Origin of the sequence: Bosea sp. NBC_00550 (genome assembly GCF_026020075.1) — a bacterium.
In the GTDB taxonomy this organism is placed as follows: domain Bacteria; phylum Pseudomonadota; class Alphaproteobacteria; order Rhizobiales; family Beijerinckiaceae; genus Allobosea.
Map to the genome: position 1 here is coordinate 4,577,893 of NZ_CP102772.1, position 13,907 is coordinate 4,591,799.

Annotated in this window: 15 protein-coding genes and 1 tRNA gene; 7 read left to right on the forward strand and 9 right to left on the reverse strand. The window is 65.6% G+C overall.

Translation table 11 applies throughout. The features are described from left to right. Positions 1–6 precede the first annotated feature (6 nt). The 4 genes from NWE53_RS21855 (at position 7) to NWE53_RS21870 (ending at position 3,300) form a co-directional block, all read left to right on the forward strand. A complete protein-coding gene (locus tag NWE53_RS21855) occupies positions 7–1,176 on the forward strand; it encodes an acetyl-CoA acetyltransferase (protein ID WP_265051450.1) in 1,170 nt (389 codons plus the stop codon). A 211-nt stretch (positions 1,177–1,387) separates the two neighbouring features. Next, complete coding sequence (locus NWE53_RS21860; protein ID WP_265051451.1) at positions 1,388–2,581, forward strand: MFS transporter; 1,194 nt, start codon at positions 1,388–1,390, stop codon at positions 2,579–2,581. An 81-nt stretch (positions 2,582–2,662) separates the two neighbouring features. Then, positions 2,663–2,896 carry an AbrB/MazE/SpoVT family DNA-binding domain-containing protein gene (locus tag NWE53_RS21865; protein ID WP_265051452.1) on the forward strand — a complete coding sequence of 78 codons (234 nt, stop codon included), beginning with the start codon at positions 2,663–2,665 and terminating at the stop codon, positions 2,894–2,896. Continuing rightward, a complete protein-coding gene (locus NWE53_RS21870; protein ID WP_265051453.1) occupies positions 2,893–3,300 on the forward strand; it encodes a type II toxin-antitoxin system VapC family toxin in 408 nt (135 codons plus the stop codon). Before NWE53_RS21865 ends, NWE53_RS21870 begins: the two co-directional genes overlap by 4 nt. Positions 3,301–3,310: 10 nt before the next feature. Here the strand turns inward: NWE53_RS21870 and NWE53_RS21875 are convergent, their stop codons facing one another. Next, positions 3,311–3,583 carry a BolA family protein gene (locus NWE53_RS21875; protein WP_265051454.1) on the reverse strand — a complete coding sequence of 91 codons (273 nt, stop codon included), beginning with the start codon at positions 3,581–3,583 and terminating at the stop codon, positions 3,311–3,313. 95 nt (positions 3,584–3,678) lie between these two features. Between NWE53_RS21875 and NWE53_RS21880 the strand changes: the two genes are divergently transcribed. Continuing rightward, on the forward strand, positions 3,679–4,296 hold the full coding sequence (locus NWE53_RS21880; RefSeq protein ID WP_265051455.1) for a J domain-containing protein: 618 nt from the start codon (positions 3,679–3,681) through the stop codon (positions 4,294–4,296). Between the two features lie 143 nt (positions 4,297–4,439). Here the strand turns inward: NWE53_RS21880 and NWE53_RS21885 are convergent, their stop codons facing one another. The 5 genes from NWE53_RS21885 to NWE53_RS21905 form a co-directional block, all read right to left on the reverse strand. Further along, positions 4,440–6,425 (reverse strand): protein meaA, encoded by a 1,986-nt coding sequence (locus NWE53_RS21885; protein WP_265051456.1) that lies wholly within the window; start codon positions 6,423–6,425, stop codon positions 4,440–4,442. A 204-nt stretch (positions 6,426–6,629) separates the two neighbouring features. After that, the gene (locus NWE53_RS21890; protein ID WP_265051457.1) at positions 6,630–7,535 is read right to left on the reverse strand and encodes a cell wall hydrolase; all 906 of its coding nucleotides are present in this window, start codon (positions 7,533–7,535) and stop codon (positions 6,630–6,632) included. A 366-nt stretch (positions 7,536–7,901) separates the two neighbouring features. Beyond that, the gene (locus NWE53_RS21895; protein ID WP_265051458.1) at positions 7,902–8,378 is read right to left on the reverse strand and encodes a DUF1178 family protein; all 477 of its coding nucleotides are present in this window, start codon (positions 8,376–8,378) and stop codon (positions 7,902–7,904) included. 85 nt (positions 8,379–8,463) lie between these two features. Further along, a complete protein-coding gene (grxC, locus tag NWE53_RS21900; protein ID WP_265051459.1) occupies positions 8,464–8,721 on the reverse strand; it encodes a glutaredoxin 3 in 258 nt (85 codons plus the stop codon). Between the two features lie 31 nt (positions 8,722–8,752). Further along, positions 8,753–9,553: a ComF family protein gene (locus tag NWE53_RS21905; protein ID WP_265054975.1), complete on the reverse strand. Its 801-nt coding sequence runs from the start codon at positions 9,551–9,553 to the stop codon at positions 8,753–8,755. 242 nt (positions 9,554–9,795) lie between these two features. On the opposite strand from NWE53_RS21905, the gene NWE53_RS21910 reads away from it, so the two are divergent. Continuing rightward, a tRNA-Glu gene (locus tag NWE53_RS21910) sits at positions 9,796–9,871 on the forward strand. 76 nt (positions 9,872–9,947) lie between these two features. After that, complete coding sequence (locus tag NWE53_RS21915) at positions 9,948–11,201, forward strand: tyrosine-type recombinase/integrase (protein ID WP_265051460.1); 1,254 nt, start codon at positions 9,948–9,950, stop codon at positions 11,199–11,201. A 138-nt stretch (positions 11,202–11,339) separates the two neighbouring features. Here the strand turns inward: NWE53_RS21915 and NWE53_RS21920 are convergent, their stop codons facing one another. From NWE53_RS21920 to NWE53_RS21930, 3 genes are all read right to left on the reverse strand, one after another. Further along, the gene (locus tag NWE53_RS21920) at positions 11,340–12,035 is read right to left on the reverse strand and encodes a hypothetical protein (protein WP_265051461.1); all 696 of its coding nucleotides are present in this window, start codon (positions 12,033–12,035) and stop codon (positions 11,340–11,342) included. 125 nt (positions 12,036–12,160) lie between these two features. Beyond that, the gene (locus tag NWE53_RS21925; RefSeq protein WP_265051462.1) at positions 12,161–12,787 is read right to left on the reverse strand and encodes a hypothetical protein; all 627 of its coding nucleotides are present in this window, start codon (positions 12,785–12,787) and stop codon (positions 12,161–12,163) included. 82 nt (positions 12,788–12,869) lie between these two features. Then, positions 12,870–13,391: a ribonuclease H family protein gene (locus NWE53_RS21930; protein ID WP_265051463.1), complete on the reverse strand. Its 522-nt coding sequence runs from the start codon at positions 13,389–13,391 to the stop codon at positions 12,870–12,872. Positions 13,392–13,907 lie beyond the last annotated feature (516 nt).

The window sequence follows — 13,907 nt, forward strand, 5'->3', positions numbered from 1 at the left end:
TCCGTCATGAGCGCTGCAATCGTCGGCTGGGCGCATACGCCGTTCGGCAAGCAGGATGCCGAAACCGTCGAAAGCCTGATCGTGCGCGTCGCGACCGACGCGCTGGTCGATGCCGGCATCACCGCCGACCAGGTCGACGAGATCGTGCTCGGCCACTACAATGCCGGCTTCTCCGCCCAGGATTTCACGGCATCGCTGGTGCTCCAGGCCGATCCGGCCCTGCGCTTCAAGCCGACCACGCGCGTCGAGAATGCCTGCGCCACCGGCTCGGCGGCCGTCCATCAGGGCGTGCGGGCGATCAAGGCCGGTGCTGCGAAGGTCGTCCTCGTCGTCGGCGTCGAGCAGATGACCAAGACGCCATCAGCCGAGATCGGTAAAAACCTGCTCAAGGCCTCCTACCTGCCCGAGGATGGCGAGACCCAGGGCGGCTTCGCCGGCGTCTTCGGCCAGATCGCCGCCGCCTATTTCCAGCGCCATGGCGACCAGTCCGACGCGCTCGCAATGATCGCCGCCAAGAACCACAAGAACGGCGTCGACAATCCCTATGCGCAGATGCGCAAGGACCTCGGCTACGCCTTCTGCCGCGAGGAGAGCGAGAAGAACCCCTATGTCGCCGGGCCGCTGAAGCGCACCGACTGCTCGCTGGTCTCGGACGGCGCCGCCGCCATCGTGCTGGCCGACGAGGCGACCGCGTTGGAGATGCGCCGCGCCGTCGGCTTCCGCGGCATGGCCCATGTGCAGGATTTCCTGCCGATGTCGAAGCGCGACATCCTGAAGTTCGAGGGCGGCGCGCTCGCCTGGCAGAAGGCGCTGGCCGATGCCGGCGTGACGCTGGAGGACCTCTCCTTCGTCGAGACGCATGACTGCTTCACCGTCGCCGAGCTGATCGAATACGAGGCGATGGGCCTGACCAAGGAAGGCGACGGCGCTCGCGCCATCAAGGAAGGCTGGACGCAGAAGGACGGCTGGCTGCCGGTCAACGTCTCCGGCGGTCTCAAGGCCAAGGGTCATCCGATCGGCGCCACCGGCGTGTCCATGCATGTGCTCTCGGCCATGCAGCTCACCGGCGAGGCGCCGGAGGGCATGCAGCTCAGCGAGCCGCGTCTCGGCGGCATCTTCAACATGGGCGGGGCCGCGGTCGCCAACTACGTCTCCGTGCTCGAACGGATCAAGTAAGCACTGCCACAGCGGGCCGGATACAGCCGGCGCGCCTGGAACGACATGTCATCCCGGCCGCAGCGAAGCGGAGCGCCGGGATCCATGCCTGAACCTCGTCGGTGACGCTCCGGCATGGATCCCGGGTCAAGCCCGGGATGACTTGAGGTTCCGTGCGATTCAGAATTCTCCGAGTTCCCGGCTTAGCAGCCCAAGCGGATACTCTCTCGACGTGACGGTCTTCATCGCGCTTCTGCCGGCCTACATCCTCTCGATCTTCTACCGCTCCTTCCTGAGCGTGATCGCCGGGCCGGTGATGGCCGATCTCGGCATCGGCCCGGCTGCCTTCGGCCTGCTCGGCGCGGCCTGGTTCATCGCCTTCGCATTGGCGCAGTTCCCGGTCGGATGGGGGCTCGATCGGGTCGGCCCGCGCCGGACGGTGGCTGTCGCGATGGCGATCGGCTCGGCCGGTGCCTTCCTGTTCGCGCAGGCCGGCGGGGCGCTTTCGGCCGGCGTCGCCATGGCTCTGATCGGCATCGGCTGCTCGCCGATCTTCATGTCATCGCTCTTCCTGTTCGCCCGCACTGCCGCGCCCGCGCGCTTCGGCCTGTTGACCTCGCTGTTCATCGCGCTGGGTTCGCTCGGCAATATCGCCGGGGCGGCGCCGCTCGCGATCGCGGCGGCGCATTTCGGCTGGCGCGGCGCGATGATGGCGATGGCGGCCGCCTTCCTGGCTGCGACCATCCTGGCGGCGTTGCTGGTGCGCGATCCGCCGCCGCGTCCGGCCTCGGCGGCGCCGGATGAAGGGTTGCTGCAAGGGCTAGCCAGCATCGTCGCCATCCGACCGCTCTGGCTGCTCGCGCCCCTGACGATCACCGGCTACGCCATCGTCGCAACCGTGCGCGGCCTGTGGATCGCGCCCTTCATGACGCAGGTCCATGGCTTCGATGCCGTCTGGGCCGGGCATGCCGCGACGATCATGGCGGTGGCGATGATCGTCGGTGCCTTCGTCTATGGCTGGCTGGAAAGCCGGACCGGGCAGGCCAAGGCGATCGTGCTGTGGGGGACGCTGCTGACGGCGCTCGGCTTCGTGTTGCTGGCCTTGAGCGGCCAGAATTCGCATCTGACGGCGATCGCGCTGTTCTCGCTGATCGGCGCGGCGGGCTTCACCTATGCGATCCTCATGGCACACGCCCGGCAGTTCTTCCCGGAGCATCTGATCGGGCGCGGCATGACCTTCGTGAACTTCCTCTTCATCGCCGGAGCCGCGGCTGTGCAGTCCGCTTCCGGCTGGTTCATCGCCGAGCAGCGCGCGACCGGGTTCGATGCGGCCTCGACCTTCGCCAACCTGCACTGGGCCTTCGCCGCCCTGCTGCTGGCCTCGGTCGCGATCTACGCTTTCGCGCCGGCGCGGCCGAAGGGCTGACGGACCGGCGGAGCCGGATGGTTCTTGTCGCGAGCCCGCCCAGGTATTACTTTTGGATCAGGTGGTAATACGGAGGTGGCCATGGCGACGACTGTCACCAGGAAGGGGCAGGTCACGATCCCAAAGGTCGTGCGGGATAAGCTCGGCATCAAGCCCGGCAATGCGGTCGATTTCCGGATGGAGCCGGATGGCAAGGTCGTCCTGCTGAAGGTCGGCGCGGAGGTCGTAAAGAATCCTCTCGATAAATGGCGCGGTATCGCCGGGCCGGGCCCGAGCACCGACGAGATCATGGAAATGACCCGGGGAGAATCTTGAAGGCGACGCTCGTCGACTCGAATGTCTTTCTGGATCTCATCACCAATGATCCGGAGTGGGGTAAATGGTCTGCCGGACAACTGGGCGCGGCGATGAGCAGGGGAGGCCTTGTCATCACCGAGGTGATCTATGCCGAGCTCTCCATTCGCTTCGACGATATCGTGACGTTCGATACCATGTTGGCCGACTTCCGCGTCGAAATCGATCCGATGTCACGGCAAGCGCTGTTCGTCGCCGGCAAGGCCTTCCGGCGCTATCGCGCGGCCGGTGGCACACGGGCGAGCGTTCTCCCGGATTTCTTCATCGGAGCGCATGCCGCTGTGGCGGAGGTCCCGCTGCTAACGCGTGATGCGCGGCGCTATCGCAGCTATTTTCCATCGGTCGAACTGATCGCACCCGAATAGAGCTGCGCGCTCAAACCTCGTTTGGCGCCTTTGCCGCGATCGCCAGCGCGTGGACGCGGTCCGCGAGCTCCTGCGCGAGTGCCGCATTGACCAGGCGGTGACGCTCGAGCCGGCTCTTGCCGGCGAAGGCATCCGACACGATATCCACGCGGAAATGAGTCTCCCCGCCCTCGCGCCAGCCGCCATGGCCGTGATGCTGGTGCGATTCGTCGATCACCCTCAGCTCCTGTGGCGCAAAGGCCTCGGTCAGCTTTCGCGTGATTCTTTCAGCGATTGCGGTCATGATCGCGCCACCGTTGCAATGATTGTCCTATCGGTTCGGCGGTGTGTTGCATCGCACTTGCCGGTCCGAACCTTGCGTCTCATAACCCTTCGACGATGAACATCAACTCGCGCCTTTTCGATCGCATCAGGATCGGCCCTTCCGAGGCGGAAGCGGTCGAGGGTAATGATGCGCCCCGTTGCGACCATCCCGGCTGCACGCGCGTCGGCGAATTCCGCGCGCCCAAGGGGCGCGGCCGCGAAGGCCAGTTTTTCCTGTTCTGCATGGAGCATGTGAAGACCTACAACGCGACCTACAACTATTTCGCCGGGATGGATGACGAGGCGCTCGCCGCCTACCAGAAACAGGAAGAGATCGGCCACCGGCCGACCTGGAAGCTCGGCGTCAACTCGAAGGCGGCGCGGATGTCGCAGCGCGGCCGCGCGGCGAAGGGCGAGGCCAGCGCCGACATGCACGACGCCTTCAACCTGTTCGGCGCGCGCAACAAGCAGCAGGCGGCGCAGCCGGAATCGCGCGTCGGCGTTGTCGCGCGCAAGGCGCTCGATACGCTCGGACTCGACGACACCGCCGACTCGGCCGCGATCAAGGCGCGTTACAAGGAACTGGTGAAGCGCTTCCATCCGGACGCCAATGGCGGCGACCGCTCGCGCGAGGGCACGCTTCAGGAGATCCTGAAGGCCTACCAGCAGCTCAAGAGCGTGGGGATGGTCTGACCGGGCGTGTCATCCCGCACGCGCTGCGGCACGCAGTGCTGCTGCGCAGATGCGGGATCGCATGACGAGAAGGCGCATTATCCTGCACAAGGCCCCGTGTCTGCGCAGCGGCGTTACACGCCGCAGCGCGCACGGGATGACGGCTACCGCTCCTTCGCCGCCAGCCCCGCCACATCGGCGATGATGCCGTCCAGTGCGAAATCCTTCGGCGTATAGACCCGCGCCACGCCCATGTTGCGCAACGCGTTCTCGTCGTCGGGCGGGATGATGCCGCCGACCACGACCGGCACGTTCATGCCGGCGACGCGCAGCCGCGCCGTGACGTCGCGCACCAGCGGCAGATGCGAGCCCGAGAGGATGGAGAGCCCGATGATGTCGGCGTCCTGCGCCTTCGCCTCGGTGACGATCTCCTCCGGCGTCTGGCGGATGCCGCCATAGCTCACCGCCATGCCGGCATCGCGGGCGCGCACGGCGATCTGCTCGGCGCCGTTCGAGTGTCCATCGAGCCCCGGCTTGCCGACGAGGAAGCGCGGCGGGCGTCCGAGCCTTTCCGTCGCCTTCTCGACGGCTGCGCGCGCTGTGGCGAGGCCTGCGGCGTCGCCGAGCTTCTTGGTGTCCACGCCCGTAGGGGCGCGGTACTCGCCGAATATCTCGCGCAGGGTCTGCGCCCATTCGCCGGTGGTGACGCCGACTTTCGCGCAGACGATCGAGGCCGGCATGACGTTGCGGCCCTCGCGGGCGCTGCTTGCAAGATCGGCCAATGCCGCCTCTGCCGCTTTCGTATCGCGGGCCGCGCGCCAGGCCTTGAGCCGCGCGATCGCCTCGATCTCGACCGAATCCGGCACGGTGACGACGTTGCCTTCGCCGGCCGAAAGCGGCGAGGGCTCGCTGCTGGTGAACCTGTTGACGCCGACGACGACCTGCTCGCCGCGCTCGATCGCCTCGATGCGCCGCGCGCCGTTCTCGACAAGCGCCTGCTTCATGTAGCCGCTCTCGACGGCCGCGAGCGCGCCGCCCATGTCGTCGATCTTGGCGAGTTCCTCCAGCGCGGCCGCCTTGAGCTCGGCAACCTTGGCGTCGACCACGGTCGAGCCGTCGAAGATGTCGCCGAATTCGAGCAGGTCCGTCTCGTATGCCAGGACCTGCTGCATGCGCAGCGACCATTGCTGGTCGAACGGCCGGGGCAGCCCGAGCGCCTCGTTCCAGGCCGGGAGCTGCACGGCGCGGGCACGCGCCTTCCGCGACAGCGTCACCGCCAGCATCTCGATCAGGATGCGGTAGACGTTGTTCTCCGGCTGCGGCTCGGTCAGCCCGAGCGAATTGACCTGCACGCCATAGCGGAAGCGCCGCATCGCCTCATCGGCCACGCCATAGCGGCCGAGCGTGATCTCGTCCCAAAGCTCGACGAAAGCCCGCATCTTGCAGAGCTCGGTGACGAAGCGCATGCCGGCGTTCACGAAAAACGAGATGCGCCCGACGATGCCGGGGAATTCCTCGGGGCTCACCTCGGCGCGTGCGCGGATGGAATCGAGCAGCGCCACCGCGGTCGCCAGCGCGAATGAGAGCTCCTGCACCGGCGAGGCCCCGGCCTCCTGCAGGTGGTAGGAACAGACATTGGTCGGGTTCCATTTCGGCAGCTCGCTGGCCGCGAACACCACGATGTCGGTGGTGAGCTGCATGGAAGGACGCGGCGGGAAGACATAGGTGCCGCGCGAGAGGTATTCCTTGACGAGATCGTTCTGCGTCGTGCCCTGCAGCAGCTTGCGGTCGGCCCCCTGCTCGTCGGCCACCGCGACATAAAGCGCAAGCAGCCAGGCCGCCGTCGCATTGATCGTCATCGAGGTATTCATCTGAGCGAGGGGGATATCCTCGAACAGGGCCCGCATGTCGCCGAGATGGCTCACGGGCACGCCGACCTTGCCGACCTCGCCGCGCGCTAGCACATGATCAGGGTCGTAGCCGGTCTGGGTCGGCAGGTCGAAGGCGACGGAGAGGCCTGTCTGACCCTTGGCGAGATTGTTGCGATAGAGCTTGTTGGACTCCGCCGCGTCGGAATGACCGGCATAGGTGCGGAAGATCCAGGGTTTGTCGCGCGCCGTCTGCTGGCCGCCGGTCTTCGTCGCGGTCATGGCGTTTCCCCGTATTGCAGAGCAATCTGAATGTTGCACTGCGGCGAGGATAACGCCAGAGCGTCGAGGCTGTCGCGTGCGACGTTAGGATGACGGGTTTTTCACGCGGGCAGAGCGCGTTTCAGGGAAACGCGCAGCTCCTTCGGCAGGCGGCCGAACGATGGCCCAACGCGCCGGAAGCCGAGCCAAGCGGGCGTCGCGCGCCTATCGCGGCGAAACGCTGCCCTTGATCTCGACGGTGGGCAGCTCGAGCGAAGCCAGGCGGCGGTCGGGCCTGGGCGGAGCGGCGAAGGCGCGCGCGGCCTTCGGCAGATCGAGATCGATCGGCCGGCCCGGCGGCAGCGGCGCGTTCTTGACCAGCATGACGGCCGGCGTCTCGATCGTGGGAAGCCTGGGCGTGGCAGCCTGAGGCGCGAAGGCCAGGGGCGCCGAAGCGAAGGAGGTGGAGGCGACCGGGGAAGCGGTCGTGAGCGGCACGGAGGTGGATGCCGAGGCGAGCTGGATCGTCGGCTCCTCGATGCGCTTGCGCTCGGGGCGCTCGCCCTTGAGGTAGAAGGCGTTGCCGCCGGCCACGGTCACATAGTGCATGTTGGCGTAGCCGAAGCGCATGCCGGCCATGTGGAAGTGCTTGGCCGATCCGACCGCCTCGTTCCGGCGGCCGTTGAGGATGTCGTCCGCGATGGCCTCGATCTGCGGCCGGGTGCGTTCCGGCATCGGGCGTGTCAGGACGCCGGACGCGAACTGGCGGGGAGCTCCGACCACGCCGCAGATCGTCTCGGGATAACGCGCCGATTCGACCCGGTTCATCACGACCGTGCCGACGCCGAGCAAGCCGGCTTCGCTCGAGCGGTTCGATTCGAAATACATCGCGCGGACCAGGCATTCCTTTTCGCGCGGATCGGCCTTGGCCAGAGCGACGGCGCGCTTGCGCGCGACAGTCGGGTCCTTCGCCGTCCGCGCGGAGACCGCGGCGGTTTCGACGGGCGACAGGCTGCAGGCACCCAAGGCGGGCGCCGCCAGCGCGATCAGAAGCGGGATCGACCTGCCGCCGCCGTACCGGAGCGCCCCATCGGAGCGGAGACCAAGTGCAGCGATCGCGGCCCGCTTCATGCGGTAACTCCTGGGTTCAGGATCCCGGGTGGCCAGACGCAGCACACCGGGATCACCAGCAAGGAAACCCGAAACACTTAACAGAAAGTTAATCCCGGAAGGAAGGGCCGAGCCATGCAAGATGGACCGCGGCGAGTGATCTCGCCGGCCATGGAGAATCTAACATATTGGTAAAACAAGGAAAATTATGACGTCCGGAGCGGCGAATTTTCATTTTTCCGCGTTACGGATCGGTCATGATTGCCGGAGCAGGGGCGCGATCACGGAGCGGCTTGCCGGCAATTCGACGGCTTGCCGACCGTTTTTCAATCAAGGTCGATCGTGATCATCGATGTGTCGCTGGCGACCGTCGCGGTGGAAGGCGCTTCAGTTCCCCGAGTTCGGCAGGCGCGGCAGGGGCAGGAAATCGACGCCCTCCTCATGCAGCATGCGGGCGTCGTCGGCGTTCGCCTCGCCATAGATCGCACGCGCTTCCGTTTCGCCGTGATGGATCTTCAAGGCTTCGTCGGCAAAGCGAGTCCCGACATGCTCCGCATTCTCGCGGACATGGCTGTGGAGCGCGGTCAGCATCTCGCGGAAGGCGATCTCCTTGTCGCTCATCAGGGCCATCGGCGCAGGCGTCCCTGCCGGCGCGGGCGCTTCCGCTGCGGGCTCGGCCGCTGTGCGCTGGCCGAGATCGGTACGCGCGACATTCGGCGCCATCACCGCGCGCTCGACCTTCGCGCTGTTGCAGAGCGGGCAGGTCACGAAACCGCGCCTGGCCTGTTCCTCAAAGCTGGCCGAGCCGGAGAACCAGCTCTCGAACTCGTGGGCATTGTCGCAGATGAGGGTGTAACGGATCATATCGTCTCAGATGGTGGCGCCTGGCCACCAGCGCAAATAGGCACGGCAGGGTAGCACGGCAGGAAGCCCGGAGGGGCGTTCCCGCTCAGGCCGCCAGAAGCTTGTCGAGCTCGCCACGGGCATCAAGCGCATGGATGTCGTCGGAACCGCCGACATGGCGATCACCGATGAAGATCTGCGGAACCGACGTGCGCCCGCCGGCCTTTGCCGTCATCGTCTGCCGCAGATCCGGCTTGCCGTCGACGTCGATCTCGGTGAAGGCGACCCCCTTCCGGGTCAGCAGGGACTTGGCGGTCTTGCAATAGGGGCACCAGGAGGTGGTGTAGATCGTGACCGGCGGCATGGGCTGGAGTCTCTCTTGATAGCGCTTGATCTCATGTAGTGATTTCCCGGCCATCCGTCACGACCCGCGCGAATGTCAGGATGTCGATCTCCCGGGCGCCGGCCCGCAGCAGGGCACGGGCCGCGGCATTGGCGGTCGCGCCCGTGGTCAGCACGTCGTCGACCAGCAGAATGCGCCGGCCTTCGACCTGCGGCCGCATCACATCCGGCACCCGGAACGCGCCCTGGAGGTTGTCGGCGCGCTGGGAGCGCGTGAGCCCGACCTGCTGGCGCGTGCGCTTGACGCGGACGAGGGCCGCCGGCCGGAGCGGAAGCCCTGCCTGGCGGGCCACGACGCCGGCCAGCGCGGCGGCCTGGTTGAAGCGCCGGCTCCAGAGCCTCGTGCGGTGGAGCGGGATGGGCGCCACGATCTCTGCCTCGCCGAGAAGTTCGCGGCCGGCCTGCGCCATCATGCGGCCTAGCGTCAGGGACAGTTCGACGCGATCGCCGTATTTGAGGCGGTGCACCAGCTCGCGCGCCACGCCGTCGAAGCGGCAAACGGCCCGCGCCCGCGCGAAGACGGGCGGATCGACGATCGCGGCCGGTGACAACAGGCCCGCCCCGAGATCGACCGCGAAGGGTGTGCCGAGCCGCTCGCAATAGGGGCGCTCGATGAAGCCCATGCCGCTCCAGCAGGCCGGGCACAGCGCCTGCGCCTCGCCCGTCGCCGCCTGGCAGGCGATGCAGATCGGGGGATAGACGACCGACACCAGGCTGCCGAGCCCGGCCCTGAGCACGGCGTGTCCGCGCCGCAGGACGGCGTGGAGTGGATATCGTCGCTGCTCGCCCTGCATCACGAACCGCTTCCCCAAGGCCGTCGCTGCGGCGTCTGCCCGCTGGAGCGGCCTGAAGGCGCGTCCGGCAGTTGGCCCTCAGCATCGAACGTTCCGGAGAGGCGGGCAATCCCGCCGCGTATCTCTGTGGTCGGATGCGAAAACCGCGTCGTCGCGATTCACGCATCTTTTGTCGGGATCACCGCAAAAAGCAGTTGCGGCGGCGCGGTGGTCCGACTACATAGGCGCCCTCGGCCAGCGCTGCTCCCTTCGTCTAGCGGTCTAGGACGTCGCCCTCTCACGGCGAAAACAGGGGTTCGAGTCCCCTAGGGAGCGCCAAAGCTTAGGCCCTATATGCACTTTGGTTGCCTACAGGACTTGCCTACAGAGCCCCGCCGAAGCTACGTTTGTAGCCATGCCGGCGAAGTCCAAAGCCATCAAAGACACCCTCTACCTTCAGCGGATCGGGAACCGCTGGTATTGCCGTGTGCCGGTGCCGAGCCGCCTTCGAGGTGAACTAGGTCCGTATCTTCGCAAGGCGCTCGACACCTCGGACATCAATGAAGCCCGTAAGCGTCGCTGGGACTTCCACCCGATAGCCAAGGCTCAGATTGCACTGGCAGAACGTCGACTGGGCTTGGCCCCCGCGAGGCCTGCTGAGGGGCCTAGGGAACGCTCCTACGCCGCGTTCCGTGCCCGGCTGAAGGAAGTCGGTCCAGCGGTCATGACCAACGTTCTGGACGGCGAGGACATGTCCAACCCCGCTCTAGACGCTCTGGTCGACAGGGCCGAACGAAGCGGTGAAGCCGAGGAAGCCGACTTCGTTCAGGCATTCAGGGACTATGTGAAGGATCGCAAGGTCGTCTCCGAGGTCCTCAAGGAGTACCTGGAGAAGAACCCGAAGCGCTCCACGACCACCGAGGCGAACTACGGCACGACTGTGAAGCTTTGGATTGAGCATCACGGAGACAGGCCGCTTCACGACGTCAGCCGGAGTATGGCGCTCGACTGGCTCAACGCCGTCGCTACGGGCAAGGCACGGGACACCATAAAGCGGTATGCCACGGTCATGTCGAACCTCTGGCTGTGGGTCTACAGGGCAGCCGATGAGCGCCCAAGGAACCCCTTCGAAGACCTAACCCAGGCAGCTGACGAGCGGGGCAGGGCGACGGAGAGCTACGACTTCTTCAGCGACGATGAGCTTGTCAAAGCGTACAAAGCGGTCGCGGAGGACGAGGAGCTTCGCCCGCTGTTCCTGATCTCGATCTATACGGGTTTCCGCCTTAGCGAGTGTATGGCGGCGGAGCGTCAGGTACTCGGAGGACAAGAGTGCTTCGTGCTGCTGACGGGGAAGTCGAAGAATGCCGCTCGGGCGTTGCCGGTCCATGCCAAGCTGAAGGATGTCACCGCGCCAACGGGGGCGAAGGCGAGCGCGTTGTCGGTCCGCTTTGGCCGGCTCATGCGGAAGGCCGAGATACCCGAGGGCAAGACGTTCCACTCCCTTCGGAAGAGCTTCACGACGGCCTTGGAGCGGCTGGGGTGCCCAGAAGCGACTGCCGCGCGGCTGTTGGGGCATGCGCCCCTCGGGATCACCTATGGCATCTACTCCAAGGGCCGGGACGTCGCGGAACTCAAAGAGTGGGTGGACCGGGTCTCACATCCCATCTAGTGGCTCGCCCGGCCGTCCGTGAGGTGGTCTCTCGGTGATCCCGGAGATACACCCCGACCCTAGAAGAACAGACGAGCCTGCTGCTCGCCTAGGGTGTCCACAAGGTGAGCCCCCTTCTCATCCTGGGCGAGCCTGCTGCTAGACCGGCGCGAACCCGGCAGCCAACTCGCGGGACGCCTTCTGTTTCTCTTCGCGCTCCTTCTTGTCCACCGCCAGAACATGGACGAGCCAGGGCGAGTACGCCTCCCGTAGTGTCGCGCCCATCAGTCGGGTGGTGTCCTTGGGCAGAGGGCGATACCAGCGAGTCTCGCGGTTCTTCCTATCATCCCAGGTTACGCCGATGGCGAGCCCCTGTTGGAGGCGGTACACGCGGACAAGCTGCCCAGCCATCCCTTCGTCGCTGACGATGCGGCGCGGGGTGCGCTCGGCGAGGAGGTAGAGAGCCGCGAGGGTGACCCCGCTGTCCAGGGCGTCCACATTCTGGGCCACCTTCAGGACCTCGCTATGAGCCAGGACAACGTGCCTGTTCATCGGCTTCCCCCGGCGCCAGGACGCCAACGTCTCGTCGCTGTGGCGGATCACAGCTTCATTGATGGTCTGGAGACCCTGCCGGATCATCGGCAAGTGACCTCGGCTGATGATCGCCCTGATCCGGTCCTCCATGGGGCGCATCTCAGTCCGCCTGATGTTGGTCTGCCGGGCGTCCCCGTTACGGCGCATCCGATCCCGGCAGTTGTCGCAGAGGTACGCGATGTTGCTTCGGGCAGGGCGCTGACAGCCGGGCGTGCGGCACGTGTTGTGCGTCCGGGTCTTGATGTTGGTTCTGGTCGGCATGGTGCCTCGATTGGTTGATCGGTGAAATGAAAAGACCCCCGCTCCTGGTCGTCAGGGGCGAGGGCCTCGGTCGGTTTTGGAAGTGTAAATGTCTTGGGTAATATACTGGCCCCGCAGGTGAGACCTTACTCGCCGATGTAGATTGAGCCCGATGAAGCCCATTTGCCCATCCTCACGTCGAGGCCTGTATTCACGGGCAAGACATCCTGCTTTCTGCGTTCACAAGCGGCACGGTCTTTTGCTCGTTTCTTGGCATACCGGCTGACCAACGCCGGGGACACCTCCAGGACCTTCGCGATAGTCAGGTGGTCCACATCCTGAAAGTGGTCGAGAACCCAGCAGGCCTCCTCCTGTGCCGTCATCGGTTCAAGACGGTCGGTCGCGAAGGTGACGAGCGCGGCCCTGATGTCGGGCACCAGAGAGCTTTGCTTCTGGCTTTCTTGATAGTCCTGCACTGCTGCGGACCACAAAGAGGCGATGGTCTCCTGCCCCTTCGGGCTTATGACATCGAAGGCATGGCCGGATCGGGGAAAATCGTGGCGCATGCCGAAGCCAACCTCGACCAAATGGCGTGATAGGCGATAGCAGCGACCCTCGCGGGCGAGGACGCCCATATGATGGAGAACGGCACGTACCGACCTTTTTCCGGCACCGTGGCGCAGGCCTAGTTCAGTGACGGTGATCCAATCTCCTAGGCTCTGTGTCTTCAATTGACCGGTCGTGCGGTCCAGTACCTCTTGGGCGTATTCCATGATGCTCCTTCAAAAGCGAAGAGGCCCGCCCAGCGATCACTGAGCGAGCCTCTTGTGGATTGTCTTCAGGTCTCCCAACCGCCTACGCGGCGAGTTCCCGCGTGACCTTGGTCCTCGGCTTCCCGCCAGCCTTGACGGCTTCGGCAGCCTCGTTGGCTAGGGTGTCGACCCTCTCGTTGCCCTCGTCCCCAGCGTGGCCCTTGACCCACTCCAGGCGGACCTGGGGGCGCTCATCGAGGACCTCCCAGAGCCGCTTGACGAGGTCCTGGTGTTCCACGGGCTTCCGCTTGGAAGTCTTCATCCCGCTCTTCACCCACCCCGGTCGCCAAGTCGTGGCGGCCCCGATGGCGTACTTGCTGTCGCTGTAGATTATGCCGGGCTGATCCTTGGGGACGGCCTTGATGGCCTGTAGCAAGGCGAACATCTCGGCTTGGTTGTTGGTCCGGTGATCGGCGCTGCCGCACTGCTCAAAGCCGGTCCCGTCCGGCCTGCGGGCCAGCACAGCCCAGCCAGCGGGGCCAGGATTGCCGAGGCTCGCCCCGTCCGACCAAACCCGCCACTCCGTCCCGGGATCGGCCATGCCGGCGTTAATCAGGGTCGTCATGTTGCTTTCCATTGTTTATGTCTCATCGCTAAGGGCCAATCATCGACGGCCGATTGAAGGTTATCAGGGAAAGGGGTGACCCATCGCTCCAGTCGATCACCAAGGGTCCACTTGGGTAGACTGAATGTTTCTGAATGGGTCGACCCTGAATGAGTCATTATTGTTGTTGGACGTTCGCGGTCGTCTTGAGGCATTCAGCGTCCCGGCCAGTCCCTAGGCGGTGCGCTGTTGCATCGCCGGGCCGTCAGGAAGACGAAGACGATGCCTCCCGTTCAGCTCATCACCGATGACCGCGCCGCTTGGGTCTCACTGCCTCTACTCGGCACGGCTTACGCCTCGCGGTGCCCGACCCTCGATTTTGGTTGCGCCTTGGAGACGGGGCGCAGCCCATCCGCTGGGGAGCACTCAGCGACCCTCTGGGCTGGACCTTGGGAGGTCACCGCCGATAGTTCCCGGCGCCGGGGGCTCATCCCCGCCTTCGTGCTCTTGATGGCCATGGTGCTGTTGAAAGCCATG

Bases quoted from the DNA above. Each gene is read 5' to 3' on its own strand.
- NWE53_RS21855 (WP_265051450.1), top strand. From the start codon at position 7: ATGAGCGCTGCAATCGTCGGCTGGGCGCATACGCCGTTCGGCAAGCAG.
- NWE53_RS21865 (WP_265051452.1), top strand. From the start codon at position 2,663: ATGGCGACGACTGTCACCAGGAAGGGGCAGGTCACGATCCCAAAGGTC.
- NWE53_RS21875 (WP_265051454.1), bottom strand. From the start codon at position 3,583: ATGACCGCAATCGCTGAAAGAATCACGCGAAAGCTGACCGAGGCCTTT.
- NWE53_RS21880 (WP_265051455.1), top strand. From the start codon at position 3,679: ATGAACATCAACTCGCGCCTTTTCGATCGCATCAGGATCGGCCCTTCC.
- NWE53_RS21885 (WP_265051456.1), bottom strand. From the start codon at position 6,425: ATGACCGCGACGAAGACCGGCGGCCAGCAGACGGCGCGCGACAAACCC.
- NWE53_RS21890 (WP_265051457.1), bottom strand. From the start codon at position 7,535: ATGAAGCGGGCCGCGATCGCTGCACTTGGTCTCCGCTCCGATGGGGCG.
- NWE53_RS21895 (WP_265051458.1), bottom strand. From the start codon at position 8,378: ATGATCCGTTACACCCTCATCTGCGACAATGCCCACGAGTTCGAGAGC.
- grxC (WP_265051459.1), bottom strand. From the start codon at position 8,721: ATGCCGCCGGTCACGATCTACACCACCTCCTGGTGCCCCTATTGCAAG.
- NWE53_RS21905 (WP_265054975.1), bottom strand. From the start codon at position 9,553: ATGCAGGGCGAGCAGCGACGATATCCACTCCACGCCGTCCTGCGGCGC.
- NWE53_RS21915 (WP_265051460.1), top strand. From the start codon at position 9,948: ATGCCGGCGAAGTCCAAAGCCATCAAAGACACCCTCTACCTTCAGCGG.
- NWE53_RS21920 (WP_265051461.1), bottom strand. From the start codon at position 12,035: ATGCCGACCAGAACCAACATCAAGACCCGGACGCACAACACGTGCCGC.
- NWE53_RS21925 (WP_265051462.1), bottom strand. From the start codon at position 12,787: ATGGAATACGCCCAAGAGGTACTGGACCGCACGACCGGTCAATTGAAG.
- NWE53_RS21930 (WP_265051463.1), bottom strand. From the start codon at position 13,391: ATGACGACCCTGATTAACGCCGGCATGGCCGATCCCGGGACGGAGTGG.